23 protein-coding genes and 2 pseudogenes are annotated in these 24,837 nt (G+C 69.3%); 7 read left to right on the top strand and 18 right to left on the bottom strand.

Features of this window, described 5'->3' with window-relative positions; genetic code table 11:
• Positions 1-96: 96 nt before the first annotated feature.
• The 6 genes from IF04_RS0116350 to IF04_RS0116325 all read right to left on the bottom strand — a co-directional run bounded on the left by IF04_RS0116350 (position 97) and on the right by IF04_RS0116325 (position 6,101).
• On the bottom strand, positions 97-843 hold the full coding sequence (locus tag IF04_RS0116350; RefSeq protein ID WP_030257158.1) for an ABC transporter ATP-binding protein: 747 nt from the start codon (positions 841-843) through the stop codon (positions 97-99).
• Positions 836-1,681 (bottom strand): ATP-binding cassette domain-containing protein, encoded by an 846-nt coding sequence (locus tag IF04_RS0116345; protein ID WP_051831295.1) that lies wholly within the window; start codon positions 1,679-1,681, stop codon positions 836-838. The genes IF04_RS0116350 and IF04_RS0116345 overlap by 8 nt, the downstream gene beginning before the upstream one ends.
• 3 nt (positions 1,682-1,684) lie before the next feature.
• On the bottom strand, positions 1,685-2,566 hold the full coding sequence (locus tag IF04_RS0116340; RefSeq protein WP_030257148.1) for an ABC transporter permease: 882 nt from the start codon (positions 2,564-2,566) through the stop codon (positions 1,685-1,687).
• A gap of 6 nt (positions 2,567-2,572) precedes the next feature.
• The gene (locus IF04_RS0116335; protein WP_211259820.1) at positions 2,573-3,619 is read right to left on the bottom strand and encodes an ABC transporter permease; all 1,047 of its coding nucleotides are present in this window, start codon (positions 3,617-3,619) and stop codon (positions 2,573-2,575) included.
• A 17-nt stretch (positions 3,620-3,636) separates the two neighbouring features.
• On the bottom strand, positions 3,637-5,181 hold the full coding sequence (locus tag IF04_RS0116330; RefSeq protein ID WP_051831294.1) for an ABC transporter substrate-binding protein: 1,545 nt from the start codon (positions 5,179-5,181) through the stop codon (positions 3,637-3,639).
• A 395-nt stretch (positions 5,182-5,576) separates the two neighbouring features.
• Positions 5,577-6,101 (bottom strand): hypothetical protein, encoded by a 525-nt coding sequence (locus IF04_RS0116325; protein WP_157847660.1) that lies wholly within the window; start codon positions 6,099-6,101, stop codon positions 5,577-5,579.
• A 206-nt stretch (positions 6,102-6,307) separates the two neighbouring features.
• Between IF04_RS0116325 and IF04_RS0116320 the strand changes: the two genes are divergently transcribed.
• A complete protein-coding gene (locus tag IF04_RS0116320; RefSeq protein WP_030257135.1) occupies positions 6,308-6,712 on the top strand; it encodes a hypothetical protein in 405 nt (134 codons plus the stop codon).
• A gap of 340 nt (positions 6,713-7,052) precedes the next feature.
• Here the strand turns inward: IF04_RS0116320 and IF04_RS0116315 are convergent, their stop codons facing one another.
• The 4 genes from IF04_RS0116315 to IF04_RS0116300 form a co-directional block, all read right to left on the bottom strand.
• A complete protein-coding gene (locus IF04_RS0116315) occupies positions 7,053-7,445 on the bottom strand; it encodes a hypothetical protein (protein WP_030257132.1) in 393 nt (130 codons plus the stop codon).
• Positions 7,446-7,792: 347 nt separating this feature from the next.
• The gene (locus IF04_RS0116310; protein ID WP_030257129.1) at positions 7,793-8,398 is read right to left on the bottom strand and encodes an MBL fold metallo-hydrolase; all 606 of its coding nucleotides are present in this window, start codon (positions 8,396-8,398) and stop codon (positions 7,793-7,795) included.
• 209 nt (positions 8,399-8,607) lie between these two features.
• Positions 8,608-9,906, bottom strand: a complete 1,299-nt coding sequence (locus IF04_RS0116305) for an MFS transporter (RefSeq protein WP_030257126.1) — start codon at positions 9,904-9,906, stop codon at positions 8,608-8,610.
• A gap of 244 nt (positions 9,907-10,150) precedes the next feature.
• A complete protein-coding gene (locus tag IF04_RS0116300; protein WP_030257124.1) occupies positions 10,151-10,930 on the bottom strand; it encodes an MBL fold metallo-hydrolase in 780 nt (259 codons plus the stop codon).
• Between the two features lie 89 nt (positions 10,931-11,019).
• On the opposite strand from IF04_RS0116300, the gene IF04_RS0116295 reads away from it, so the two are divergent.
• The gene (locus tag IF04_RS0116295; protein WP_037959675.1) at positions 11,020-11,619 is read left to right on the top strand and encodes a CGNR zinc finger domain-containing protein; all 600 of its coding nucleotides are present in this window, start codon (positions 11,020-11,022) and stop codon (positions 11,617-11,619) included.
• Between the two features lie 125 nt (positions 11,620-11,744).
• Here the strand turns inward: IF04_RS0116295 and IF04_RS39815 are convergent.
• The 4 genes and pseudogenes from IF04_RS39815 to IF04_RS0116280 form a co-directional block, all read right to left on the bottom strand.
• A pseudogene (locus tag IF04_RS39815) lies at positions 11,745-11,994 on the bottom strand (helicase associated domain-containing protein); the annotation flags it as partial.
• A gap of 86 nt (positions 11,995-12,080) precedes the next feature.
• Positions 12,081-13,961, bottom strand: coding sequence for a gamma-glutamyltransferase (gene ggt / locus IF04_RS0116290; RefSeq protein WP_078600378.1), 1,881 nt, complete (start codon positions 13,959-13,961; stop codon positions 12,081-12,083).
• Between the two features lie 1,312 nt (positions 13,962-15,273).
• On the bottom strand, positions 15,274-15,426 hold the full coding sequence (locus IF04_RS40395; protein ID WP_106975619.1) for a transposase: 153 nt from the start codon (positions 15,424-15,426) through the stop codon (positions 15,274-15,276).
• Positions 15,427-15,544: 118 nt separating this feature from the next.
• Positions 15,545-16,483 (bottom strand): alpha/beta fold hydrolase, encoded by a 939-nt coding sequence (locus tag IF04_RS0116280; protein WP_030257116.1) that lies wholly within the window; start codon positions 16,481-16,483, stop codon positions 15,545-15,547.
• Between the two features lie 160 nt (positions 16,484-16,643).
• On the opposite strand from IF04_RS0116280, the gene IF04_RS0116275 reads away from it, so the two are divergent.
• Positions 16,644-17,228, top strand: a complete 585-nt coding sequence (locus tag IF04_RS0116275) for a TetR/AcrR family transcriptional regulator (RefSeq protein WP_030257115.1) — start codon at positions 16,644-16,646, stop codon at positions 17,226-17,228.
• Between the two features lie 451 nt (positions 17,229-17,679).
• Here IF04_RS0116275 and IF04_RS37460 read toward each other — a convergent pair whose 3' ends face one another.
• Positions 17,680-18,498: an IS701 family transposase gene (locus IF04_RS37460; RefSeq protein WP_078600376.1), complete on the bottom strand. Its 819-nt coding sequence runs from the start codon at positions 18,496-18,498 to the stop codon at positions 17,680-17,682.
• Between the two features lie 347 nt (positions 18,499-18,845).
• On the opposite strand from IF04_RS37460, the gene IF04_RS0116265 reads away from it, so the two are divergent.
• Together IF04_RS0116265 and IF04_RS0116260 are read left to right on the top strand one after the other, a co-directional pair.
• Complete coding sequence (locus IF04_RS0116265) at positions 18,846-19,373, top strand: cupin domain-containing protein (RefSeq protein WP_030257114.1); 528 nt, start codon at positions 18,846-18,848, stop codon at positions 19,371-19,373.
• A gap of 206 nt (positions 19,374-19,579) precedes the next feature.
• A complete protein-coding gene (locus tag IF04_RS0116260) occupies positions 19,580-20,089 on the top strand; it encodes a DinB family protein (RefSeq protein WP_030257111.1) in 510 nt (169 codons plus the stop codon).
• 124 nt (positions 20,090-20,213) lie between these two features.
• On the opposite strand, the pseudogene IF04_RS35735 reads toward IF04_RS0116260, so the two are convergent.
• The 3 genes and pseudogenes from IF04_RS35735 to IF04_RS0116245 form a co-directional block, all read right to left on the bottom strand.
• Positions 20,214-20,975 (bottom strand): annotated as a pseudogene (locus IF04_RS35735) (transposase family protein); the annotation flags it as partial.
• A 138-nt stretch (positions 20,976-21,113) separates the two neighbouring features.
• A complete protein-coding gene (locus IF04_RS0116250) occupies positions 21,114-21,677 on the bottom strand; it encodes an EF-hand domain-containing protein (RefSeq protein ID WP_030257108.1) in 564 nt (187 codons plus the stop codon).
• A gap of 46 nt (positions 21,678-21,723) precedes the next feature.
• Positions 21,724-22,740, bottom strand: coding sequence for a lipase family protein (locus IF04_RS0116245; RefSeq protein WP_211259819.1), 1,017 nt, complete (start codon positions 22,738-22,740; stop codon positions 21,724-21,726).
• Between the two features lie 1,323 nt (positions 22,741-24,063).
• Here IF04_RS0116245 and IF04_RS39305 point away from each other — a divergent pair.
• Together IF04_RS39305 and IF04_RS39810 are read left to right on the top strand one after the other, a co-directional pair.
• The gene (locus IF04_RS39305; RefSeq protein ID WP_030257101.1) at positions 24,064-24,651 is read left to right on the top strand and encodes a hypothetical protein; all 588 of its coding nucleotides are present in this window, start codon (positions 24,064-24,066) and stop codon (positions 24,649-24,651) included.
• Entirely contained in the window at positions 24,564-24,791 is a 228-nt protein-coding gene (locus tag IF04_RS39810) for a hypothetical protein (RefSeq protein ID WP_245654426.1), read from the top strand. Before IF04_RS39305 ends, IF04_RS39810 begins: the two co-directional genes overlap by 88 nt.
• Positions 24,792-24,837 lie beyond the last annotated feature (46 nt).

Genomic DNA, 24,837 nt, shown 5'->3' with positions numbered 1-24,837 from the left:
CGCGGAGCGGAGCGCCGTCCCAGCGGAGCTGCCGGGGCGGGTCTGCCCTGGGTGAGGCCGGGCCGCCCTGATGGGTACCACTGGTAGTACCCGGGTTCACGGGGAAAGGCGCGGCACTGCGTCGCGCAGGCTTCGGGTGGCGGGATGCCGGGGCTCGCGCAGTACGGCGGTGAGTGGGCCCTCCTCCACGACGCGCCCGTGGTGCAGTACGACCACGTACCGGCAGAGCTGCGCCACCACCGCGAGATCGTGCGAGATCAGCAGCAAGGAGAGCCGGTGCTCGGTGCGGAGTGTGTTGAGCAGGCCGAGGATCCGGGCCTGCACGGTCGTGTCCAGCGCGTTGGTCGGCTCGTCCAGGACCAGGAAGCGCGGCCGTACCGCGAGGGCGCGGGCGATCGCCGCACGCTGACGCTGCCCGCCGGAGAGCTGGTGCGGGTGGCGAGCGGCGTGCTCGGCGCTCAGCCCCACGTCGGCCAGCAGCTCGGCGACGCGCTCGCGCTCGGTGCCGCGCGGCACCATCCGGTGCGCCCGCAGCACTTCGGCGATCGCCGTGCCCACGCGCATACGCGGGTCGAGGGCGCCCTCGGTGTCCTGCACGACGATCTGCACCGCACGCCGGTAGGCACCCGACCGCCGCATTCCGCTGACGTCGGCACCGCGGAAAAGGACCGTGCCATGCGTCGGCGTCATCAGTCCCGACAAACACCGGGCGACTGTTGTCTTGCCCGAACCGCTCGCACCGATCAGTCCCAGTCCGTACGGGCCCTCGGGCAGCGCCAGACTCACCCGGTCCACCACGGCCGTACCGCCGTGCACCACCGTCAGATCGCGCGCCTCAAGCACCGGCCGCCTCCTCGTCGCGTCCCTCGCCGGGCCCGGGTGCCGCAGGGATGCCCAGCCGGGGTACCGCCGCCAGCAGCCGCCTGGTGCAGTCGGCCCACGGCGCGGCGACCAGGTCCGCGGCGGGGCGGTCCTCGATCACCCGCCCCTGGTGGAGTACCGCGATCCGGTCGCACAACCCGGCCAGTAGCGCGAGGTCGTGGCTGATGAACAGGACGGCCGTCCCGTGCGTGTCGCGCAACTCCGCCAGCAGTGCGCAGATCTCCGCCTGGACCGTCACGTCCAGTGCACTGGTCGGTTCGTCGGCGAGGAGCAGCCGCGTGCGCAGGGCCGACGCCAGGGCGATGGCCACCCGCTGGAGCTGCCCGCCGGAGAGCTGGTGCGGGAGGCGGGAGAGGTGGTCGGCGGGCAGCCCCACGCGCTCCAGTGCGGTGGCGGCGCGGCGCCGGGCTTCGGCTCGGGTGCACCCGTGCAGCCGCAGGGCACGCAGTACGGTCACCCCGACCGGCAGTACCGGATGGAACGCGGCGGCCGGGTTCTGCGGGATCAGCGCCATGGTGGTGCCGCGCAGCCGCCGCAGCCGCCTCTCCGGGGCGGACACCAGCTCCTCGCCGGCCAGCCGGATGCTGCCGGTCACCCGGGCACCCGCATGGCGGGTCAGCCCCAGCACCGTCAGCCCGGCCGTCGTCTTTCCCGCACCGCTCTCCCCGGCGAGTCCGAGGAACTGCCCGCGGAACAGCGCCAGTTCATCGATACGGACCACCGGCGCGCTGTCGGCGGTGCCGTACCACACACGCAGGTTGCGTATGTGCAGAAACGGGGTGTCGTCGGCGGTGGCCATCGGTCAGGTCCTGGGGATGTGCCGAGGGTCGAGGCGGTCGCGCAGGGCGTCACCGAGCAGGAAGCACAACGCCGCGACCACCATGATGGCCAGGCCGGGGAAGGTGCCGAGCCACCAGTGGGTGGTGAAGTAGTTCTGCGACTGTTCCACCATCAGCCCCCAGTCGGGCGTCGGCGCCTGTGGGCCCAGCCCGAGGAAGGACAGCCCGGAGGCGACGAGCAGGACCCCGCCGACGTCGGTCGAAGCCTGGACCAGCAACGGGGTCGAGGCGTTGGGCAGGACGTGGCGGAGCAGGATGCGGCGGTGGCCGAGCCCCAGGGCGCGACAGGCTTCGATGTACGCACGTCCGGTCACCGACGCGGCCTCACCGCGCACCAGCCGGGCGTACCACGGCCACCAGGTCACGGCCAGTGCCACCGTCAGCCCGGCCGGACCGGGAGCCAGCACCGTGGTCAGGGCCAGCGCCAGCAACAGGGCGGGCACCGCCAGGAAGACATCGGTGAGGCGCATCAGCACCTCGTCGATCCATCCGCCGAAGTACCCGGCGATCAGCCCGATCGCGGTACCGACCAGCAAGGAGACCGCCACGACCAGCACCGCGACCACCGGACCGATCCGCGCGCCGCACAGCACCCGGGAGAACACGTCACGGCCCAGCTCGTCGGTGCCGAACCAATGGGCGGCCGAGGGAGGACGCAGTGCCTGAGCGGTGTCGGTGGCGCCGGTCGCGTGCTCCGGGTACGGGACCAGTACGGGAGCGAGCAGCGCCAGGACCGCGATGAGCAGCAGACCGCCGACTGCCAGGACCAGCGTCGCCCGGCTGCGCAGCGCACCTGGCGCCCGGCGGGTGGGGGAGGGGCGCGAGAGGGAAGGTGAGGCCGTCATACGCGATCACCGCAGTCGGATACGTGGGTCGAGGGCGGCCTGTGCCAGGTCGACGGCCAGGTTCGCGGCAAGGTAGAGCAACGCGACCAGGAGGGTCACGCCGAGGACGGCCGGCACATCGAGGGCCTTCACCGCGTCGGCCGCGTACCGCCCGAGACCCGGATAGTTGAACACCGCCTCCACCAGGAACGTGTTGACCAGCGAGTACCCGAAGACCAGCGCGCTGAGCTGCAGTACCGGGTTCCAGGCGAGCCGCAGCGCGAAGCGGCCGAGTACGGCGCGCTCGGGGAAGCCGAGGGAGCGCACCATCTGGATGTGGGTCTCGCCGAGTGCGTCCATGACGCTTGCCCGCACCAGGCGGGTGATGACGGCGGCCGGATAGGTGGCCACCACGAGGGCGGGCAGGATCAGGTGGCTGAGGAGACTGGTGGCCGCCGCCCCGTTGCCGGTGAGCACGGCGTCGAGCAGTGGCAGGCCGGTGACGCCGGTCACCGGGTGTGCGGCGAGCACCGTGCGGTCGTGGCTGCCGGCGATCGGCAGCAGCCCGAGTCGGCTCGCGAAGAACATCTGCAGGAGCAGCGCCAGCCAGAACACCGGCATCGAAGCACCCAGCAGTGCGCCGAACCGCACCAGCCCGTCGGGGAACCGCCCGTGCCACCGCGCAGCGGCCAGCCCAGCAGGCACCCCCACCATCAGCCCGACGACCAGCCCGGCGAGCACCATCTGGAGGGTGTTGGGCAGCAGTCCGAACAGATCGCTGCGGACGGGGCGGTGAGTGCGTACGGAAACACCCCAGTCGCCATGCCACACGCCTGCCACGTAGGAGACGATCTGCTCGTGAACCGGACGGTCCAGGCCCAACTCAGCGCGTACACGGGCTCGTTCGGCGGCCGTGGCCCGGGGGCCCGCCCACACGCCGGCCGGGTCGCTGGGCACCACGCGCGCGATCAGGTACGTCAGTACCACCACACCGAGGGCCACCAGGAGCGACAGTCCCGCCCGGCGGGCCGCGTAACAGAGCACCGGCATTCCGCGGCCGTTCCCGGCGCGCATCACGTCCGCACCCCGCCCTAGCGGTGGGTGAGGTCATGGACGAACACCACGTTGGCGTAGGCCGGGTTGTCGGTGAACCCCTTGACATCGCTGCTCAGCACCCGCCGATAGGTCGTGGTGCCGAGGAAGAGGACGGGCGCGTCGTTGATGAGGATCTTCTGCATGGTGCGGTAGGTCCGCGCGGCCCGGGCCGGGTCGGTGGCCGTGAGTGCGCCGACCCGGTCGATGAGCCGGTCGAGCTCGGGGTTGGAGTAGTAGGCGAGGTTGTAGGAGATCTCCTTCTCGGTGCGGAACACATTGCGGAAGTACGAAAGTGACTCGGCGTCGTCCGGCCACCAGTACATGACGAAGATGTCCTGGCGCTCGTCCGGGTCCTTCTTCTTGGCGCGCGGCCACTGGGCCGATGACCACGTCAGGCCCCGGACCTGCAGGTCTATGCCGAACGGGCGCAGCTGTGCCGTCATCAGGTCGCCGAGGGTGCGAGCGGTGTCGTCGCCCGCCGGGTAGGTCAGCTCCAGTTCGACGGTCCGTCCGCTGCCCGGCCCGTACCCGGCCTCCTTCAGCAGCTTCCGTGCACGGGCGCGGTCGGCGTCCAGGTCGTCGTTGGGCAGGTCGAGGTCATTGGTGTGCCCGAGCAAGCCCTGCGGAATGACACCGTCGGAACGTACGAGTGCACCCCTGCTCGCGGCGATGAGCTCCCCGTAGTCCAGCGCGTGCACGACGGCCCGCCGCACCCGTACATCGTCCAGCGGTTCCTTCTCGGTGTTCAACAGGCCGATAAGGGTCTGCCACGAGGGCCGTTCCCGTACCGAAAGGCCCGGCCGGCCACGCAGGGTGTCCACCAACTGCGGCGGCAGCCCTCCGGCGTAGTCCCCTTCCCCCGAGCTCATGAGCTGCGCCGTTGTGGACGACTGCGGTACCGCCTGGAAGATCACCTTCTGGTAGCGGTTCCCGTGCCAGCCACCCCAGTAGTCCTGGAAGGCGGTCAGCTCCACCTCGTTCTCGCTGCCCGGCCGCCACGCGCTGACGGTGTACGGGCCGGTGCCCCGGTCCGTGGCCCGGTAGTCCTTCGCGTCGTCCCTCACCTCATAGATATAGGCCGCGTACGTGGCGGAGGCGACGATGTCCAGGGGCGCCGGCCGGGACAGCTCGAACCGGACCTGCCGCGCCCCGACCGGGACGATCTTCTCCACCGGATCCCACACGTAGGAGGCGCTGGCCTTCAGCCTCATGGTGCGCTCGATGGCCGCCTTCACCGCCTCGGCGGTGAGCGGCCGCCCGGAGTGGAACCGCACCCCGTCCCGCAGGGTGAACGTCCAGGTCCGACGGTCCTTGGACGACGTCCACCGGGTCGCGAGCACCCCCTCCGTCCGGCGGGTGTCGGCGTTGTAACGGGTCAGGGTCTCGTACACGTTCGACAGCACCACCACTTCATCGGAGTACGAGCGTGCCGGGTCCCACTCGGTGACGAGCCCCTGGGGCGCGAGATACACAAAGGTGTCGTCGTCTTCGCCCCCGCCACCCCCACCCGAGCAGCCGGCCACCAGGACCGACAACACCATGGCGACGGCCACTCCCGCGGCACATAACCGTGGACGCACCCATGAACAGCGCTGCACGGAGCGAGGAGCGAGGCGGGGCCGCGCGGAGCGAGGAGCGAGGCGGGGCCGCAACGACATGATCGAGCCTCCCGGAACAGTCCGGAACAGTACTGTCAGGTACTTCGCGCGGGTCCTGCCGCGGCAGGTGAGGGGTGGTGCGTCGTGGGGCGGGGTGGTGCGGGACGGTGCGTCGTGGTGCGCTGTGGCGACAGCATGGCACGCGGCGCGCCGGACGGGCAGGCGTCATCCGGGCCGTTCGGGGAGTGGGGCGTGGCGGCACTGACTGAGTCATCAGGAGGAGGATGGAGCTGGGCGCGGCGAACCTCGATCGCGTGCTGAGTGTGAGTTCTGTACGGTCAGTCGATCGATCCCCAGGCCCGATGCGGCCGTTGCGGTACATGCCCGGAGGTGTTCTGCCCGGCGTCCGTTGTGCCCGATGTACCGGAGCGCCTCTCTCGCAGGAAGTACATCGCCACGACGACGGAGATGGCTGCGGGAAGAAGGAGCATGGTGGCGAGCACCAGACTGATGACCGCGGCTGCGGTCTTCCCGTCCTGCACAGCGCCGATGCCGGTGGTGGCGAAGGCCCCACCGAGCACGAGCGGAGGCAGCAGCCAGGGCCACGGGTGGGGCTCGGGAACGGGCTGGGAGGACCGTCCCTCCCGGAAGGCCGTGTACCAGTAGCGGGCCGACCACCAGGCGACTGCGTACGCCGAAATCGCAGCCGAGCCGAGGCCGATCAACAACGAAGGCCGCTCGGACATACTCACGGCCGCGGCACTCAGCGCCACGCCCATCAGGACCAGGAACGGCGTGAGGATCGCCCCCATGACCAGGCGATGCCGACGGTTGCCATTGAGAGCGTTGGAGTGCACGAACATGACCAAGACCCTAACCGTGCGCACACTGTGAAAGGCGCTCGCTGTCCGGCCTCCGTCCTCGACTGGGTGTGCAGACGCAGACGCCGAGAGACTGCGTCGGCATCAGGGGCGTGGGTCATGATGTGAGCACGACCTCCTCCATTTCTCCGGCTCTCGCAGAGCACTTGCCTCGCACGGTGGTGGGGTCGCTGTGGCGCTGAGCGGTGATGCGCCTGGCCGCTTGCGCGGCGACGGTCGCTGGGGCGTGGGCCGATTCGAAGATCCTCATCGACTCCACTGGACTGGCCATCCCGGCTAGTTCGGTCGTGGCAACGGCGATCGGCGTCACCGCCGTCTTCTGGCTGCGCGCGCGGGACGGCTTCCTCTTGCCCGTCGCCCTGGGCGTTGACTGCGCCGGGGTGGGCGGCGCGTACACGTTCCACGACGGGCTGCTGGACGGCTGTCGGGTGCATCCGGAGGCGCCGGCGGTCAACCTCCCGAACGTCATGCCGGAGCCGGTGCCGTGGTGCTGGTCCTGTCGCTGGTCTGGGCGGCGTCAGCGGCCTTGGCACCCGCGTAAGCCGGGTTTCAGTATCGGCGGCTCCGCACGGCGCCCCGCCGCGGCGGCGTAACGGTCAGGGGCACGCGGTCACACCCCGGGGTGACGTTCCCGTGGGCGGGCAGGTCGCGGCGTCGCAGACGGCGCAGACCAAATCGTGAACGGCTCCGCGCATTTGCGCACCGGGTGCTGGACCCGCGTGCAGCGGATTGCTCTGACCCACGAGCAGGTCCGCGCGTACGGGTTGCCGGCCGCGGAAGGCAAGAAGGACGATCCACGCTGGCGTGGTTTCGCCCGTGCGCACGGCTTCGACATGTCGTCGGCCGGAGCTCGGGTGGCTCCCGAAGCCGCGTACATCGCCTACGCGCGGCAGTGCGACTCCGCCTTCCGTGGCCCCTCTGCCAAGCGCCTGATCACTCCCCGCCGAACCGTACGAAGCCGGTGAAGCGTGGTGAGAATGCGGGCGTGAGCTGATCGCCGAGCGCCGCCCGGATGCCTGCGATCACGTCCTCGTCCGGCTCGCCGAACACCTCGAAGTGCTCCACGGTGCAGTGCTCCATCACGTCCTGGATGTACGGATCCGACAGCTTCCAGTGTTCGCGGACGGAGTCCGAGTCCCGGTACAGCTGGAAGCTGTGCGCGAGGAGCCGCTCCTCGTCGACAAAGACCTCCACCATGAGCTGGGGCCCGTGCTGTTCGACAAAGTCCACCGCACGGTTTATGGCGCTGCGGAATCCCTCCAGGTGCCCTTCGGTGATGCGCATGGTGTTACGGAAGAGGAGAAAGTTGCTGTCTGGTGTGTTCATGGCCCGAGTCTCACACCTCAACCGCACTTCACATCAAGCCCTTTCCCCATGTTCAGAGACGGGTGTTCATATGGCTTGCGGTGAAGCGGCTGGTCGGAGCATGTCTCACTGACGACCCGGCAGTTGGGCAGGGTGGGACCCTGCCCAACTGCGGCGGCTACGCCGTTTCTTCGGATCGCGAGCTCGCTTTGATGAGGGGCAACTGCTCGTGTGCGGCGGGCTCGTCCTTCGGCTTGCTTCGCGGACGGAACGTGAACGCGATCGGTTCACTTGGGGGCGAAGAGGGGCCGAGAGGGGCCAAGAGGGCCGAGAGGAGCCCCCCGTCGCGTGATCTGGTGCGGTGTGCCTTACACGGGGGTGTTCTCGCTGGGCACGAAGGGTGCTCCGTGGCCGGGGACGATCAGGGCGGGCTTGAGGTCGAGGATCTTGCGGCGTGAGGCGCGCAGGCCTTCGCGGTCGTTGGAGGTGGGGTCGTCGGCGGGGCCGTTGACGGTCCACCAGACGTGGGTGAGGACGATGGTTCCTTCGTCGGTTTCCGCGACGGTGCTGATGTCCTGGGGCGTGTGGCCGGGGGTTTCCATCAGGCGGATCGAGGGCGAGAGCTGGAAGCCGTCGGCGGGCCGGTCGTACCAGAGGTCGTTTTCGTAGAAGGCCCAGACGTCGTGGGCGCGTGCGTGGGGGAAGAGGGCGGCGTTGAGGGTGTGGTCGGGGTGGTGGTGGCTGAAGACCACGTCGGTCACCTGCTCGGGGCTGAGCCCGGCGTCGGCGAGCGGGGCAAGGATCTCCTTGCGATCGGCGACCATGCCGGGGTCGACGACGACGTTGGTGTCACCGTCGCGCAGGAGGGCGACGGTGGAGGCGACGTGCCATGGCTTTTCGCGGCCGTCGCGGCCGGCGTTGCGTTCGTCGAAGCTGTCGTAGCCGGAGGTCAGCAGGGTGAATGTCGCTGTCATGGGTGTAGCACTCCTTGTGTGCGGTGGGGGAAATACCCGGCGGCGGCGCGGGTTGTGCAACCTCGCCGGGGGGCTTTGGGGCGGCGCCGGACGGCACGCTCGGCCGGCACCCGGCCGAGCGGGCCCCGGCGGGGCGCAGGCGAGCTGCTTGCCGGGGCGTGGTGCCGGGGCGTGGTGCCTGGCGCCAAAGGGTCGGTCCGGTTGTGTGGTCAGCGTTTCCGGGCGGTGGCGAGGATGGCCGGCAGGACGGCGAGGGCGAGGGCGCCGCCGGCGATGGCCAGGAGGGAGTAGCCGGCTGCGGCGACAACGAGGCCGGATGCCAGCCCGCCGGTGGCGCCGGCGATGGCGACGGCCACGTCGACCAGACCCTGGGTCTTGGCGCGGGTGGCCAGGGGCACGGCGTCGGTGATCAGGGTGGTGCCGCTGACCAGGCCGAAGTTCCAGCCCACGCCGAGCAGGATGAGGGCGAGGGCGAGCAGGGGTACGGAGTTGCCGGGCGCGGTGGCGGCGAGGACGCCGGAGGCCAGGAGGGTGAGCCCGGCGGCTGTGGCGATGGCACTGCGCCCGTAGCGGTCGACCAGCCAGCCGGTCAGCGGCGAGGGCAGGTACATGGCGCCGACGTGCAGGCCGATGACGAGGCCGGAGGCGGCGGTGCCCTGACCGTGGTCGTGCATGTGGACGGGGGTCATCGTCATCACCGCGACCATGACGAGCTGGGTGAGGACCATGATCAGTACGCCCAGCGCCAGATCGGGGCGGCGGCCCGTTGCCGCTGAGGGGGGCTCGACTGCGGCCGCGGTGGCGCTGTCTGCCCCTGCCGCCTGCTGCTCGGAGTGCAGCGTGCGGGCGAGCAGGAGAGGGTCGGGGCGCAGCCACAGAAGCAGGACGAGGGCGGCGAGGGCGTAGGCGGCGCCGGAGACGAGAAAGAGGCCGGACAGGCGGGGGAGACCGAGGACCGCGGCGAACTCGCCCGCGGGCGCGGCGAGGTTGGGGCCGGCGACGCCGCCGAGGGTGGTGGCGACCAGGACGGTGGAGACCGCGCGGGCGCGGCGGGAGGGTGCGGCGAGATCGGCTCCGGCGTAGCGGGCCTGGAGGTTGGCGGCGGTACCGGCACCGTAGAGGAACAGGGAGGGGAAGAGCAGGAGGGGGTTGTCGATGAGGGTGGCAGCGATGACTCCGGCGCTGCCGAGGGCGCCGATGAGGTAGCCGGTGGCCAGCCCCGGGCGGCGGCCGCGGGTCTGGGATATGCGGCCGACGGCGACGGCGGCGAGCGCCGAGCCTGCGGTGAGCAGGGCGCTGGGCAGGCCGGCCAGGGCCGTACCGCCGAGCATGTCCTGCGACAGAAGGGCTCCGACGGTGACCCCTGCTGCCAGCCCGGCGCCGCTGAGGACCTGAGAGACCAGCAGAGCGGTCAGGATGCGCTTCTGCGGGGCGGAGGGCGGAGGCCCGGCGTCCGGTGCGGTGGTGACTGGGGGTGTGGTGGTGAAGCGTGCCGAGTGGCGGGACATGGGTTCTCCGGCGGGCAGGCCCGGGCGGGGCGAAAGGGCCAGGTGGTGGGGGACCGCGCCGAGGTTGCGTCGTGTCGCGGTGGACGGGCGGGGCGGCTGTCGGGGAAGCGGGGAGAGACAGGGTTTTCTCCGGCTCGCGGGCATGCTGGGTGTGCGGTGCGCAGGCCCGCGCGAGCCGGGGCGACCGGCAACGGAGCTGCCGACCGGCCTGGAGCCGTGGGACCGGGTGCGGATCGGCGCCCGTTCAGCCGATCTGCAGGCGGTCGATCAGCCCGGCCTTGGTGAAGGCGGCTGTCAGCTCGTCGCGGCCCTCGGTGAAGTGGGCCCAGCTGTCGTAGTGGACGGGTACGACGCGGCGGGCGCCGAGGAGCTGGGCGGCTTCAGTGGCCTGGGCGCTGTCCAGGACGATCAGCTCGCCGTCGAAGACCTCGGCGAAGCGCGGCGCGCCGGCGAAGAGGATCGCGGTGTCCACCGGGGCGAAGCGCTCGGCGATCTCCTTGACCGCGTCGAGGGAGGCGTTGTCGCCGCTGACGTACACGGTGGGCAGGCCCTCCCCGGTCAGGACGAAGCCGACCACCTGGCCGGCGACCGGTTCGACCTCCTCGCGCGGGCCGGGGCCGTGGATGGCGGGGACGCCGGTGACGGTGACCGTGCCGCCGTCGGGGCGGTCCAGCTCGATGGACTCCCAGTCGGCCAGGCCCGTGGCCTTCTCGCCGAGGCGCTGTCCGCCGCCGGGGGTGGTGAGGGTGAGGGGGACGTCGGCGAGCAGGGCCCGGCCGGAGGTGTCGAGGTTGTCGGCGTGCTCGTCGTGGGAGAGGAGCACCACGTCGATGGGGCCGAGGTCGGCGGGGCTGCCGGTGGAAGGGGCGGTCTTGGTCAAGGTCGGGCCGGGCGAGGGGTAGTCGCCGGGACCGTCGAAGGTCGGGTCGGTCAGGAAGCGCAGGCCGCCGTACTCGAAGAGGGCGGTCGGGCCGCCGAAGACAAGGACCGGGAACTGGTCGGTAGCTGCGGAAGGAGAAGGCACAGGAATACACCTCACGGATGGATGTGGATTAACCGTGATGTGACAGTAGCCATTTCTCACGGACGAATGCAAGCCGTACCATGAGAGGTATGAAGGAGTCCGTGATCGAAGAGCCCGCCCTGCCGCCCGCCCAAGGGGAGGAAGAGCACCTCTCCCTTGCCCTGGCCAACAGCGCGATTGCCTTGCCCGGCGGCCACACCATCGATCGCTTGGGGACTCCTGCGCAGACCAACCGCTGGCTGACGGAGCGCGGCCTCGCACCGGTCGACGCCGGCATGCTGGAGGTGTGCGCGTCGCAGCTGCGCTCGCTGCGCGAACAGATCAGATCGCTGCTCGCCTCCCGCGCCGCCGGGCTCCCCGCCCTCCCTGCCGCCGTCGGTGCCATCAATGACGCGATGACCCGCGTCCCCACCGCCCCGCTGCTGCAGTGGGACGACAAAACCGGCCCCTATCGCGCCACCCCGCACCCCACCACCGCGATCGTCGATCACGCCCTGGCGGTCCTCGCCGCCGACGCCGCCGACCTGCTCACCGGGCCCGACGCCGAACGCCTCACCGCCTGCGGCTCCCCGCCCTGCAACCGCTACCTGCTCCGCCACGGCCGCCGCCACTGGTGCTCCACCCGCTGCGGCGACCGCGCCCGCGCCGCCCGCGCCTACGCCCGCCGCACCCAGCCCAAGACGGAGTGACGGGCCTGCCCGGCGACGGTCCGTTACCGCGCGATCACGAGTCGACGGTCCTTCACCGTGTGCTCACGAGTTCTTGCACAGCCTCTGAACTGCTGAGCATGGCGCCCATTCCGGGCCCTTCGGCCTTTCCCGGGGCCGCCCTTCCTGCGCAGGTTGGCCGTGTGCTGTCCGATGGCACCATCGCCTCGCCTTCGCCCCACACCGCGTCCTGGCGCGGGGCGAAGTGCCCGGTGGCCCGCCGGTAGGAGCGGAGCGCGGCGAGCTTGTTCTCCCATGCTCTTCGCCGGGCTCCCGGACCATGCCGGCTTCTGACGCGTCCAGCAGGGTCTTGCGCCGCTCCTCCAGCTCCCCGGCTCGCAGGGCTGTGCGCTGCTGTGTTGGTGCACCCACCGAACGAACGGCCCGCCGAGCACTGTGCCGGCGGGCCGTTCGTTGGGCATGCGGGTGCGCGTCCTCAGACGTCAGCGTGCCGGTTGCAGCACCATCGCGGAGCCGCCATCACGTCGCTTCGGCTCGGCGACCGCCTGCGTGCGGCCGTCGGGCCGGAATTCCAGAGCCGCCACCGCCCCGATCTCCGGTGACGGGGTGAAGGTCGACGGGGCGCGGACGAAGTGCTGGCCGAGACGCTCCAGGGCCGTGCGCTCCGGCGACTCGAGGAAGGCCGGCTCGGCCTCGGTCTTGGCCGAGTTGCGTTGCGAGATGCGCGGCGCGGCCACCGCTTGCGGCAGCGTCATGCCCAGGTCGATCCGGTTGACGAGGGTCTGCAGCACCGTGGTGATGATGGTCGCGCCGCCGGGCGAGCCCACCGCGATGAACGGCTTGCCGTCCTTGAGCACGATCGTCGGCGACATACTGCTGCGCGGACGCTTGCCGGGGCCCGGCAGGTTCGGATCCGGCACCCCCGGCGTGACCGGCGTGAAGTTGAAGTCCGTCAGCTCGTTGTTGAGCAGGAATCCGCGGCCGGGCACGGTGATGGCCGAACCGCCGGTCTGCTCGATCGTCAGGGTGTAGGAGACCACGTTGCCCCAGCGGTCGGAAGCCACGAGGTGGGTCGTCGACGGCCCCTCGTACGCCTCCTTGCTGCCGGTGCCCTTGACGCACCCGGACCCCGGCTTGCGCGGGTCCCCGGGAGCCACCGGGCTGGTGAGCGTGGCGTCCGGCCGGATCAGGCAGGCGCGCTCCTTGGCGAAGTCCTTGGACAGCAGTTCCCGCGTCGGCACGTCGGAGTACTTCGGGTCGCCCACCCAGCGGTTACGGTCGGCGAAGGCGATCCGGCTGGCCTCCAGGTAGTGGTGGAGCGCCTGGACCCGGTCGTCCTTGGACAGGTGGTAGTTCTCCAGGATGTTCAGGGCCTCGCCGACGGTGGTGCCGCCGGAGGAGGACGGTGCCATGGAGTAGATGTCCAGCCCGCGGTAGTTGGCCCGGGTCGGGGCCTGCCCCAGCGCTGCATAGCGCGCGAGGTCGCCCGTCTCCATCAGTCCGGGGCGGACGGGCTCGGCACCGTCGGCCATGGGCGGCTTCTGGACCGTACGCACCACCTCGCGCCCGAGGTCGCCGTGGTAGAGCGCGCCGACGCCGTCGCGTGCGAGTTCCCGGTACGTACGGGCCAGGCCCGGGTTGCGGAACCGCGAGCCGACCTCGGGGAGCTTGCCGCCCGGCAGGAACAGGTCGCTGGTGGAGCGGAACTTCCGGAAGCGGTCCTCGTTCATCTCGGTCTGCGCACGGAACTGGTGGTCGACGACGAAGCCGTCGTCGGCGATCCGAGTGGCCGGCTTCAAGGCCCGCGCGAGCGAGACCGTGCCCCAGTCGTGCAGCGCCTTCTGCCAGGTCGCGGGGGTGCCCGGAATACCCACGGACAGGCCCGAGTTGACGGCCTCGTCCATGGGGATGGGCTTGCCCGTCGACGGGTCGATGAAGGAATCCGAGCGCATACGGGCCGGGGCGGTCTCACGGCCGTCGATGGTGCGCACCCGGTGGGCCGCGGCGTCGTAATAGACCATGTAGCCACCGCCGCCGACTCCCGCGGAGTACGGCTCGACGACACCGAGCGCAGCCGCGGTGGCCACGGCGGCGTCCACAGCGTTGCCACCGTGCTTGAGGACGTCGATGCCGGCCTGGGACGCGTAGGGGTTGACGCTGGAAACCGCGCCGCCACTGCCTACGGCGACAGGCTGCTCCGCGGGTGGCCGCGGCCCTGAATGAGCGGGGGTGGCATCGGCGGGGGTGGCGTCGGAACTCGCGGCAGTAGCGGCAGAACCGAGAGCGCTGGACGGCACAACGAAGGGGAGAGACAACACTGTCGCCGCGGATACGGCAGCGACGACGGCACGGCGGACACCCATGGAGCCTCCGAGGAATTGCGCGAAAGGGTTTCCCAAAACCTTGCTGTACGGCGAATGCTTCGGCAATGATCATGGGCAAGATTTGCGCGAAACATGAGGTTCCTCGCCGGTAACCAAAAAGCCGTCGAGAAACCCTCCAGCATTCCGCTCGAATCACCCTTTACGCTCTCTACGCTCCCCTTTGCGTGCCTCTTCGAGTGCCCCGCCAGTCTCTCTCCGGCTCCGCGCTCCGTCGGTTTTCGACAGTCGCACCACTCTGTCCGCTCGCCCGCGCGGCGTGCCTGGCCAGCATCGACGTACGGCGCGTGCTCCGCTGTCGCGCCCCCGGACCGGGGGAGGGAGGTGGCTCGGGGGCGCGATGCGGCCCGGCGCCAAAGGGACGCCGGAGCGGGCGTCCCACAACCACGGGGGAGTATGCGTGGGTGCCCGGGCCAGGAATTACGCCTGACGGAAAAGACCCTAGACAAATCTGCCGGTACCTCACCACCGGCCTGATCAAAACTTGAGGGTTACTTCCCGGTCGCGTGGCTATTTGAGCGGCAATTGAGAGTTACCGCCCGGTCGCCCGGAAACCCGAGACGGACAATCACGCATCACTCTCGGGTCAATACCGCCCTCCCGGCGCCTCGCCACAGCCCGTCGATGTACCGCCGAACGACAACACAGTCCGGATCGCAGCCGGACGGCTCGGCACCGCCCACCGCGCCCAGGGGCTGCCTTGGCCGCCAGGACAGGCATCCCGACACCCCCTGGACCAACGCGGGCTCACCAGGAAGCCTTCACACAGCACCCCTGGTCTCAGGACGCCTCGTCGCCTGTCCGCGCCAGCCCCCGACAGGCCCCGAAACGGATGATCAGAAATGGCCTTGCGGGCTCTCATGTGATCACCGCGCGGACCAGAGGAAGATCCCTGCGATGCGGAGTCCGGCCAGGTGTATCGTCGCGGTCTTCTCGTAGCGAGTGGCGATGCCTTGCGCCATGACGACGGTGAGGGCTGGTGCGTCGTCGGCCTGGCCGGCGGTGAGGACGAACGCCAGGGGCCGGCAGCAGGCCGTCGACAGCGAGGTGGACCTTTGTGGTCAGTCCACCACGGGAGCGGCCGACGGCGTGGTCGTCAGGTTCGCCGGCCGGAGCCCCCTCTTGCGGGCTCCGGCCGCATGCTGGTGAGTCCGCACGACCGTGGAGTCCACTGACACGACCCAGTTGATGTCCCCGTCGGAGCTGGCTTGGGCCATCAGCGCGGTGAACACCCGCTCCCATGTACCGCCGACGGCCCACACCGCAGCCAGTTGTAGATGCCACGCCAGTCTCCCTACTTCTCCGGCAGGTGAACCCACTGCGTTCCGGTCTGGAACTTGAAGGCGATCGCATCGATGACCTGCCGGTGGTCCCGCCACCGGCCATCCCGTTTCGGCGTCCGGCCTGGGAGTAACGGCTCGATCCGCGGCCACTGCGCATCAGTCAACGGCGTACACGGACAACGTCCGACTGATCCAAACGAAACTGCCTAGTACGGCAGTCAGACTTCGTGGTCTGAGTTTCGCGCGGCCTTGGGCGGCGCGGTCGGGTAGGTTCGACGGGTGTCAGCCGCCGTCGGCGATGAAGTCTGTCATCGCGGCAGCGATAGCTTCGGGCTGCTCGTCGGGGATGAAGTGTCCAGCGTCGGGCACGACGATTCGGGTGGTGTTGTCGGCCCATGGGCTGATGGAGGCGGCCATGTCCGGAACGGAGCCGTGGCTGCTGGAGATTCCGAGGATGGGCACGGTCAGGTGCCGCCGCTTGAGCGCCTCGCGGTTCTTGCGCGCTGACTCCGCGGCGTCTCGGTAGTACGCGAGGGAAGCGCGCAGGCCGCCGTCGACGGCGACGGCCGCCGCGTAGTGGTCGATCTCCGCGTCGTCGAACGTGTCGGGAGACAGGGCCTTCACCTTCAGGAACCAGCCGACGTACTCGCGTTCGCGGCCGGCAAGCAGCGTCTCGGGCAGGTCGGGCACGATGTGGAACGCGAAATGCCAGGTTTTCCACGCTCGATCCGGGTCGGTGGGAATCGCCTCCGGGAGAGTGATACCGGGAATCCCGGCGTCGAGCAGAGCGACCCCGCGCAGGTGGCTCTCGAAGTTGAGGGCGAGGGAGAAAGCGACCCAGGCGCCGATGTCGTGGGCGACCAGGGAGTAAGTCGACACTCCGAGAGCTTTCGCGGCGGTGTGGACGTGCGCGGCGACCGCGTGCGTGTCGTAGCTGCCCTCCGGACGCTCGGAGTGGCCCTGCCCCGGCAGGTCGATCGCGATGACGTGGAACCGGTGGGTGAGGCCGGGCATCACCTTTCGCCAGGCCCACCAGGTTTGGGGGAATCCGGCGAGCAGGACGATGGCCGGGCCGCTCGGCCGTCCGCCTTCGACGGCATGAAGGCGGACGCCGTCCGCGTCGACCCAGCGGTGAGTGAATCCGGCCAGATGCTGCAGGGGCAGGTCGCGGACGGGGTTGCTTTCGGAGACATGCGGAGTGCTGGCTGCTGGGCCGGTCACGGGGATCCTCCGTCGGTGTCAGGTGTGGGTAGGGACGGTGCAGCGTGCCATGCCTGGTCATGATCGCGCTCGAAAGCTAACACATCTTGAACTGATCGGTTCAAGATAGGATGGTGCGCAACACAGTCCGAACCATCGACGCATCGGCAAGGAGTGCCGCGTGGCAGGCAAGAAGCAGTTCGACATGGACACGGCGCTCGACGCCGCGATGATCCAGTTCTGGCGCGACGGCTACGCCGACACCTCATTGGGCGATTTGTCCCGGGCAACCGGCCTGAACCGCAGTTCCATCTACTCCTCCCTCGGCGGCAAGGACACGCTCTTCCTGCGCTGCCTGGATCTCTACGCCGCGCGCTACGGCGAGAAGTACGACGCCGCCCTGTCGCGTGCGGCCTCGGAACCCGTTGCCGCTGTTCGTGCGTTCTTCGACGTCACCCTCGAGCGCATCGCCGATCCCGAACTACCTGATGGATGCCTGATCGCCCAGTCGGCCATGGCAATTCCAGTGCTGAGCCCGAGCGTCGCAGCGCACGCCAAGCAGGCGCTCGGCTTCCAGCACCTGCGCCTGCGCACCGCGCTGAAGGCCGGCCGACTGACCGACCAGGACGCCGAAGCCTTCGCTGTACACGCGGCGGCCGTGAACCAGTCGCTCGCCGTCATGAGCAGGGCCGGGGCGAGCCCGGCGCAGCTCCTGGCCATCGTGGGGGTGACCGTTGACGCGCTGTCGCAGGCGCTGCGCACGTAACGAATCTGATACGGCCGTCGAACTCGCAGCCTGGTACGCACAGTCATTTATGAGTTCGGTGCGTGTGCGGTAGTGGTGCCAACGCGCTCGGGCCCGGTGGCTTCGTCGCCAATCGGACCAGGCCAGGTGGGACGCGAGGTCCGGGGCCTGTTGTATTCGCCGTGTGATCACGGTGAGAAGGCGCTGGATCTCGGGGACGGTCAGCGCGGTCATGCTGCAGTCGGCCGGCGCTTTCTGGTCGGCGTCGTCGGGTAGGACAGGTGCGGGGTGGGTGGCTTTGGCCAGGGCCGATGCGATGGCCAGCAGCGCGTAGGCGGCGAGCGCGAGCGCGGTGGGCCGCTTCCAGGCCCGGTAGCTGCGCGCCTGGGTGTGGTCGAGGCCGACCGCCTGTTTCGCGTCCTGGAAGTCGTCTTCGATCGCTTACCGGTGCCGGCGACCTCGACCAGATCGGTCAGAGAACAGACGTCGTGGTCGGGGACGTAGGCGATGTAGTAGGCCGGTTCGCCCGTGCTGATCGAGCGGCGGATGAGCAAGTGGTGGCGCGGTGAGGCTGTGGCGATCCACACCCAGTCGTACAGGCGCGGTCCCTTCGAGCCGCTTCCGGCCGAGCGCCGGTTCCACCCGTGCGGCTCGACCAGGCCGAGCGCCGCATCGGCGCGCATCTTCTGGTGCCCGGAGGTCGTGATCTGGAAGTCGCGGCGATGGCGAAGACGTAGCCGATTCCGCGCTGCTCGAATACCGCGCGCAGCTCGCTGCTTCGCCCGTAGACCTCGTCGCTGGTGGCCCAGGCGGGTTCCAGCCCGGCGTCCAGGGCGCGCAGGGCCTGGTCTCGGGCAATCTGACCCTTGGTCGCGAACATGTGGTCGTCCTCGAACCCGGCCCGGTGCATGCGGTCGGGATCGGTGAACCACTCACGTTGGACGTACAGGTCCCGGTCGGTCAGCGCATGCCCATGCGCTGTGGCGTAGGTGGAGTAGACCGCGACGATCGCGTTCTCGATCCGTCCGGCCGTGCCGGTGTACTGTCTTCCCACTCCTGCCGTGGCCCAGCCTTTCTTCAGATCTCCGGTCTCGTCGAAGATGAGGACCCCGGCGGCTCCCAGATGGCGGGCGACGAAGCCACGCACCTGATCACGCACGGCGTCCTCGTCCCACACTGCGCCCGAGAGCAGGTGCTGGAGCCGGTGAGGGCGAGCGTGCCCCACTGCCTGAGCCAGCGCCCAGCAGTTGCCGGCCACGCCCGGCATCAGCAGGCCACGAACATACGTCATCGCGTTCGATCGCAGGTCACACCGGGCAAACACGGGCGCAAGCAGTCCGGCGAGCTCAGCGAAGCGCGCCTCGAACCCTCCCGCTACAGTGGCCGGGCAGGCCGTTTCTTGATCAGACCGAGTCACACCATGATGAGCACGGAGCGGCCCGCACTCGTTCGCGCCACCGAATGAGCCGAGAATCTCTGCAGCTCAAAGGCGCTGACCTCACGTCAGGAACGAAGTCTGACTGCCGTACTAGGTCGTTGGACCTCGTCCGAGGGCCCGCGGCGATCATTCGCGGGCCCGATGCTGTGCCCGGCCGCGGCGGGCACCCTTGTGGTGAACCTGCCGACAAGGAGCACACGATGTCGTACTTCGAGAACATGCAGTACCCGGAGCCCCGCTACCACGGCGCCAAGGGCGAGGTGAGCGCGTCCTTCCGCTCGGCCGACACCCCGCCGGAGGTCTCCTCGCCCGGCGGATCCACCAGCTACCTCGCCACACAGGAGTCGACCGGTGGCGAATTCGGGCTCTACAAGGGGGTGTTGGGCCCCCGGTCCGCCGGTGCGAAGACCCACTTCCACCGTGCGATGTCGGAGTCCTTCTACATCCTCTCCGGCGAACTGGAGCTCTTCAACGGCGAGAAGTGGGTCACGGGCCGCGAGGGAGACTTCCTGTACGTGCCGGTCGGCGGTCTGCACGCCTTCAAGAACATGACCGACGACCCCGTGTCCATGCTCATGCTCTTCGCCCCGGGCTCCCCGCGCGAGGAGTACTTCGAGCGGGTCGCGGAGATGTCGCAGCGCGGCCCGGAGGAGCTCAAGGAGTTCCGCATCCGGCACGACAGCTACTTCGTGGAGGATTTCGACTTCGAGACGGGGCGGGCGGAGTAGCCGCCGGCCTGGCGCGGGTCCCCGCTAGATGATCGATACCAAGGGGCAGTTGGGACGCTGCGTGTGGACCGCTGAGTCTTGCTGATTCCTGTGACCGGCGATCTCCGTGATGACAGTCAAGTCCGGTTGACGGCCCACGTTCGGGGCCAGTCGACGGGAGCAGATACTGGCCCTGAATGCAGGCACGGATAAGGGGAGCACAACCAGTGACCAGCGACACTCGCACAGGACCGCCCATTTTTGGGAGCGAACGCGACATGCTGCGGGCCTTCCTCGACTACCACCGCGCGACGCTCGCCATGAAATGCGAAGGACTTACCGACGAGGAGTTGCGCCAGCAGTCGATGCCGCCGTCCACGCTTTCGCTGCTCGGTCTGGTGCGGCACATGGCAGAGGTGGAGCGTGCTTGGTTCCGTCGAGTGTTCGAGGACAATGACGCGCCCATGGTCTGGTCCGACAAGATCGACTTCCAGGTGGCGTACGACGCGAGCGCATCGACCAGGGAGGAGGCGTTCGTAGCCTGGGAGGCCGAGGTGAAGAACTCGCGCCGTATCGAGCGGGAGGCTGAGTCCCTCGACCGGGCCGGGTATCAACCGAGATGGGGCGAGGAGGTGTCGCTGCGGATGGTGATGGTGCACGTACTCCTGGAGTACGGCCGTCACAACGGGCACGCGGACTTTCTGCGCGAGGGTATCGACGGGACCGTGGGCGCCTAGGTCGTCTCCTTCGGATCCCGCCAGGCCCCGCGCCCCGGCAAGATCCGAAGGAGACGGTCTAAAGCGCGTTGCAGAAGGCCGTGATCAGGCAGCCTGGAGTGGGCTGTTGGCGTGTCTGGCATGCGGCGAGGGCGAGGTTGTGCATGCGGGCGACGGCCTGGACGGCGTGGTGCAGGCCGTCGCCGCGTTGCCGGCAGTCACGGAGGATCTGGTAGTTCTTCAGCCTGCCGAGGACATGTTCGACCCGCGCGCGGACCTTGCGGTGCTCGCCTTGTCTTCCTCCTCGCCCTTCAGCAGCGGCCGTCCGGGGCGTTTACGGTGCAGGACGACCAGCCCGGTGTTGATGTACGCGCCGTCGCCGAGCACGGTCACTCCCTGGCAGTGCCCGGCCAGGCCGGAGTCGCACCAGGCTTTCGCATCGGCCGTGGTGCCCGGCACCGGGTGGGCCGCAACCACCACCAGCCTCGTGTCCGCATCCACGATGACCTGCACGTGTGCCGAGAACCGGTAGTTGCGTGAGGACGTTCCACCGACCGGTCCCGGACCGGGATGAGCGTGCCGTCCACGATCCATAACCGCTCGATACCCTCCGCCGAAGCCCGGACAGTCTCCAGCGCGAGCAGCGGCCCAAGACGCTGGATCACCCGGCACACGGTGGCCGGCGAGACCCCGAAGAGCGGCGCCAACTGCCGCAGGTCAGGTTGGTGCGGTAGTAGACCGCCATCAGCAGCACGCGTTCGGCCAGCGGCAAGCGCCACGGACGCCTCCATCCGCAGCTCTCACCGCCGCGTTCCCGGACCACTTTCAGCAGTCGCCGGAACCGATCGACCCGTAGCCCGGTGAACGTCTCCACCCACACCCGCTCAGCCCTCAGCACCCCGCCCATACACAGGAAATGCCCTGATCACGGCCTTCTGCAACGCGCTTTAGAACCCGTTCCTGAACTGCTGATCTCGCGGGCTTTGGGCATTGATTGCTGTGGTCTGGCGGTGCCGCGGCGGCTGTCGGCGTGTGCATGGTGCGTTCAGCGGGGCTTGAGGGGGCCGAGCAGCCAACTTCCGGTGGACTGCGGGTCGTCGTTGAAGTAGTACTCGCGGATGGCTTCCAGCAGGTCGCCCGTGGTGATCAAGCCGTCTGCGTCCCCATCCAGTCGGCGGAAGACTTCGGCGGCGTCGGTGGCGGGCAGGTTCATCAGGGCGCCGGTCCAGCGCACGTGCTCGTCCTGGGTGAGTTTGCCGTCGCCGTCGGCGTCCGCGATGTTCATGATGGCGTCCAGGAACGGCCGGTAGCCGTCGTCGAAGGAGCCGGGGGTTTCCAGCAGTCCGGCGGCGAAGGCGGATTTGTACTCGGCTTCGCTGATGCGTCCGTCACCATCGGCGTCGGCCACCTTGGCCAGGTGCGACCACAGTTGCAGACTCAGATCGTGCAGCCGCTGCCGGGCCGGTGAGTCGGGTCGATGGCCGAACGCCTCGGCCGTGCGGGCGACGGCCGAGGTGAAGTCCTCCCGTTCGATGAAGCCGTCACCGTCGCTGTCGTAGGTGGCGAAGCGGCGGGCGAGTTTCTGGTCGAGAAAAGCCGATATCTCCATGGATCCTCCATTAGGGGCGTGGTCTGTCCCGATCGGGCGGGGCCGGTTACGGGCAGGTGGTGAGCGGTGGTCGGCCGTGGAAGCGGGTGGCGAGCCAGTCGGTGGCCGGCGCGGCGGCCAGCAGCACCCCGGTGATGTGATCGGTTGCGGGGAAGCTCTGCCACTGCACCGGCACGCCGTGCGCGCAGTAGCGGTCGCGCAGCGCGGTGCCGAGCCCGTAGGGGATGATCTCGTCCAGTTCGCCGTGGTAGAGCAGTACCGGAACACTCGGTGCGGTGGCGCCCAGCCGGCTGTGGGCGAACCGGTCTTGCCAGTCGGCCGCCTCGAGGGGGTTGGTGGTGGTGATGTCGGCCAGGTTCTTCAGTGCGAAGCCGGTGACGAGGCCGATCAGCGAGTCGTCCTTGTTGTCCTGCAGCAACTGCCGGCCGACGTCGTTGAGGTAGCCGTTCAGGTCCAGCTCCGGGTGGGCCGCGTCCAGGCCGATCAGCGCGGCGACGGCCAGGCCGAAGAAGGCGCCGCCGTCCAGGTGCCGGGCGACCGCCAGGACATCGGCGGGCACGCCGCCGGCGGCCACTCCCACCAGGGGCAGTTCGGGCGCGTAGGAGGGGTGGAGCTGGGCTGCCCAGGCCGCGGCGGCGCCGCCCTGGGAGTAGCCCCACACGGCCATCGGGGCGTCCGCGGCCAGGCTGCCGCCGGGCAGCCGGGTCGCCGCCCGCAGTACATCCAGTACGGCATGCCCCATGGCCGGGCCGACCATATAGGTGTGCTGGCCGGGGGTGCCCAGCCCCTCGTAGTCGGTGACGGCGACCGCCCAGCCCCGACCGAGCAACCCGGAGACCATCGAGGCTTCGGTCTCGGTACCGTTGCTCATCTCCTGCGACGGCGCGAACGCATCACCCAGCCCGTGGGTGCCCACCGCGTAGCCGACCACCGGACGCTTCCCCAGCCAGGGCGCGGCCGGAACCAGCACCGTGCCGGACACCGTGTTGGCCTCTCCCCGCGCGTTGGTCGACCGATAGACCACCTTCGTCGCCTTCACGCCGGGCATCGGCGTGTGCAGCAACGGATCCATGGTGAACGTCGCCGGTTGCGTACTGACGACATCACCCGCCGCAGAGCTGGCCGATCCCCCCACACCCACCACCCACTCATGCCTGGCCGGCAGCCCCGACCACCCAACCTCATCCGGACCGGGACCCGGACCCGGACCCGGACCCGGATCCGGATCCGTGCAGAGTATCCCCCCACAATCGACATAACCGATCAACTAAGCACAGAATGACCGGAAACGGCTCCCACGCCAGCCCCAAGGAGCAGGAATACCGCGAGCGATGCATGCGTACGCGGTGCCAACGACCCGCGCCGATCTCCCGCTCACCGACGCCCGCGGTTCAGGCAGGGCAACGAGCCGGCAGCCGACTGACCCCGCACCCGGTGAGAAGCTGATGCGGCGAGGGGAACGAAGGCGGCCACCAAGTACGTCGCTCGGCTGCAGTTCACGCCAACCGGTGCAGCAGTCGAGGGCGAATGGGCCGCGCAGGCCACCGCCCGGGGCCGGTACACCGAATGGGTCGGGCGCTACCCGGTGACTGAACTAACTCAGTTGTTGCCGCAGGTCAGTTGAGGTCTCTGCTAGCGTCCGGCCATGCTTGGGCACGGTGGTCCCGAGCGGGACTTTGCCCAGTTTCGTCCTGCCGGAAATCGGTGAGCTCGTTGAAACGGGAAATCCCTGGGAGCCCTATCAGCTCCTCGACCAGTACGGCCTGGTGGTCGGGCCTGTACGAGCGTTCTTCGCGGAACTTCAGGCCAGCGACAAGCCGGCAGCGACCATCCGTTCGTACGGCATGGACTTGCTGCGCTGGTGGAGGTTCATGGCTGGGTGGGCATCTTCTGGGACCGGGCCACCCGGGTCGATGCGCGCGATGTCGCACGCTGGATGCAGATCGCGGACAAGCCCGTGCGCATGCACTGGCGTCACCAGCGGGCAGGGCTGATAGCTAAGACGGTTCCGCAGCAGAAACGGCGGCTTCCGCCAGGGACACCCAACCCGGTCACCGGGAAGTCGACGCCCGGGACGAAGTATGCGCCGAATACACGGGCGCACTGCGAGACGGTGCTGCGCACGTTCTACGACTTCCACCGTGACGAGGGCACCGGGCCGCTCATCAACCCGTTTCCTCTCACCCGTTCAGGCAGGGCGGGGCGGGCTCACGCCCATCACAGCCCGGCTGCGCCCTTCCACAACGAGGGGCAGGGGTCTCCGCGCCGCTAAGCGGCTCCTCGACGATGCCCAGGTTCGCCTAGCTGCCCTCCAGGCAGCCCCTCCAGGTGCTCGGTTCGCCGTGCTCGGTGAGACCTTCACCAGGGCCCGCAAGCCGGGATCGACGTGGTCTTCGATGAGCGCGGTCGAAAGCGCAACCTCGGGCAGGCGGAGCAGCGGGCGTTCTGGGGCTGGGCAGCGATCGAGTTCCTTCAGCACACCGGCGCCCGCATTGAGGAGATGCAGGAGACCAGCCATCACAGCTTGATCCAGTACAAGCTGCCCAGCTCAGGAGAGGTCGTCCCGTTGCTGCAGATCGCGCCGTCGAAGACCGACCAGGAACGGCTTCTCCTCATCAGTCCCGAGCTGGCCGACGTGCTCAGCACGATCATTACCCGCGTCCGCGATCCTCGCACCGGCGTCGTCCCGCACGTGGCCTCCTACGACAAGGACGAGAAGGTCTGGAGGGCGCCGATGCCGCTGCTGTTCCAGTGGTGTCTCAACGGAGAGAACGCCGCGTTCTCCGACAAGCTCCTGGTGAGCGCTCTGGACGACGTGCTGGAGGCGACGGGGCTGACCGGCTCGGACAGTCAGTCGCTCCACTTCACCCGCATGACCTTCGGCGCATCTTCATCACGGATTCCATCCGCAACGGCCTGCCACCGCACATTACCCAAGACATCGCCGGACACACCGATATCAACACCACCATGAGCTACAACGCGATCTATCCTGCCGAGGTTATCGAAGCTCACCGAGCGTTCATCGCCCGTCGTCGAGCGCTTCGACCCAGCGAGGAGTACCGCACTCCGACCAGCGAGGAGTGGGATGCCTTCCTCGGACACTTCGAGTGACGCAAGCTGTCGATCGGGATCTGTGCGCGAGCCTTCGGAACCCCGT

The sequence above is a fragment of the Streptomyces violens genome (assembly GCF_000717745.1).
GTDB lineage: Bacteria > Actinomycetota > Actinomycetes > Streptomycetales > Streptomycetaceae > Streptomyces > Streptomyces violens.
This window is presented reverse-complemented; position numbering and strand designations above follow the sequence as displayed.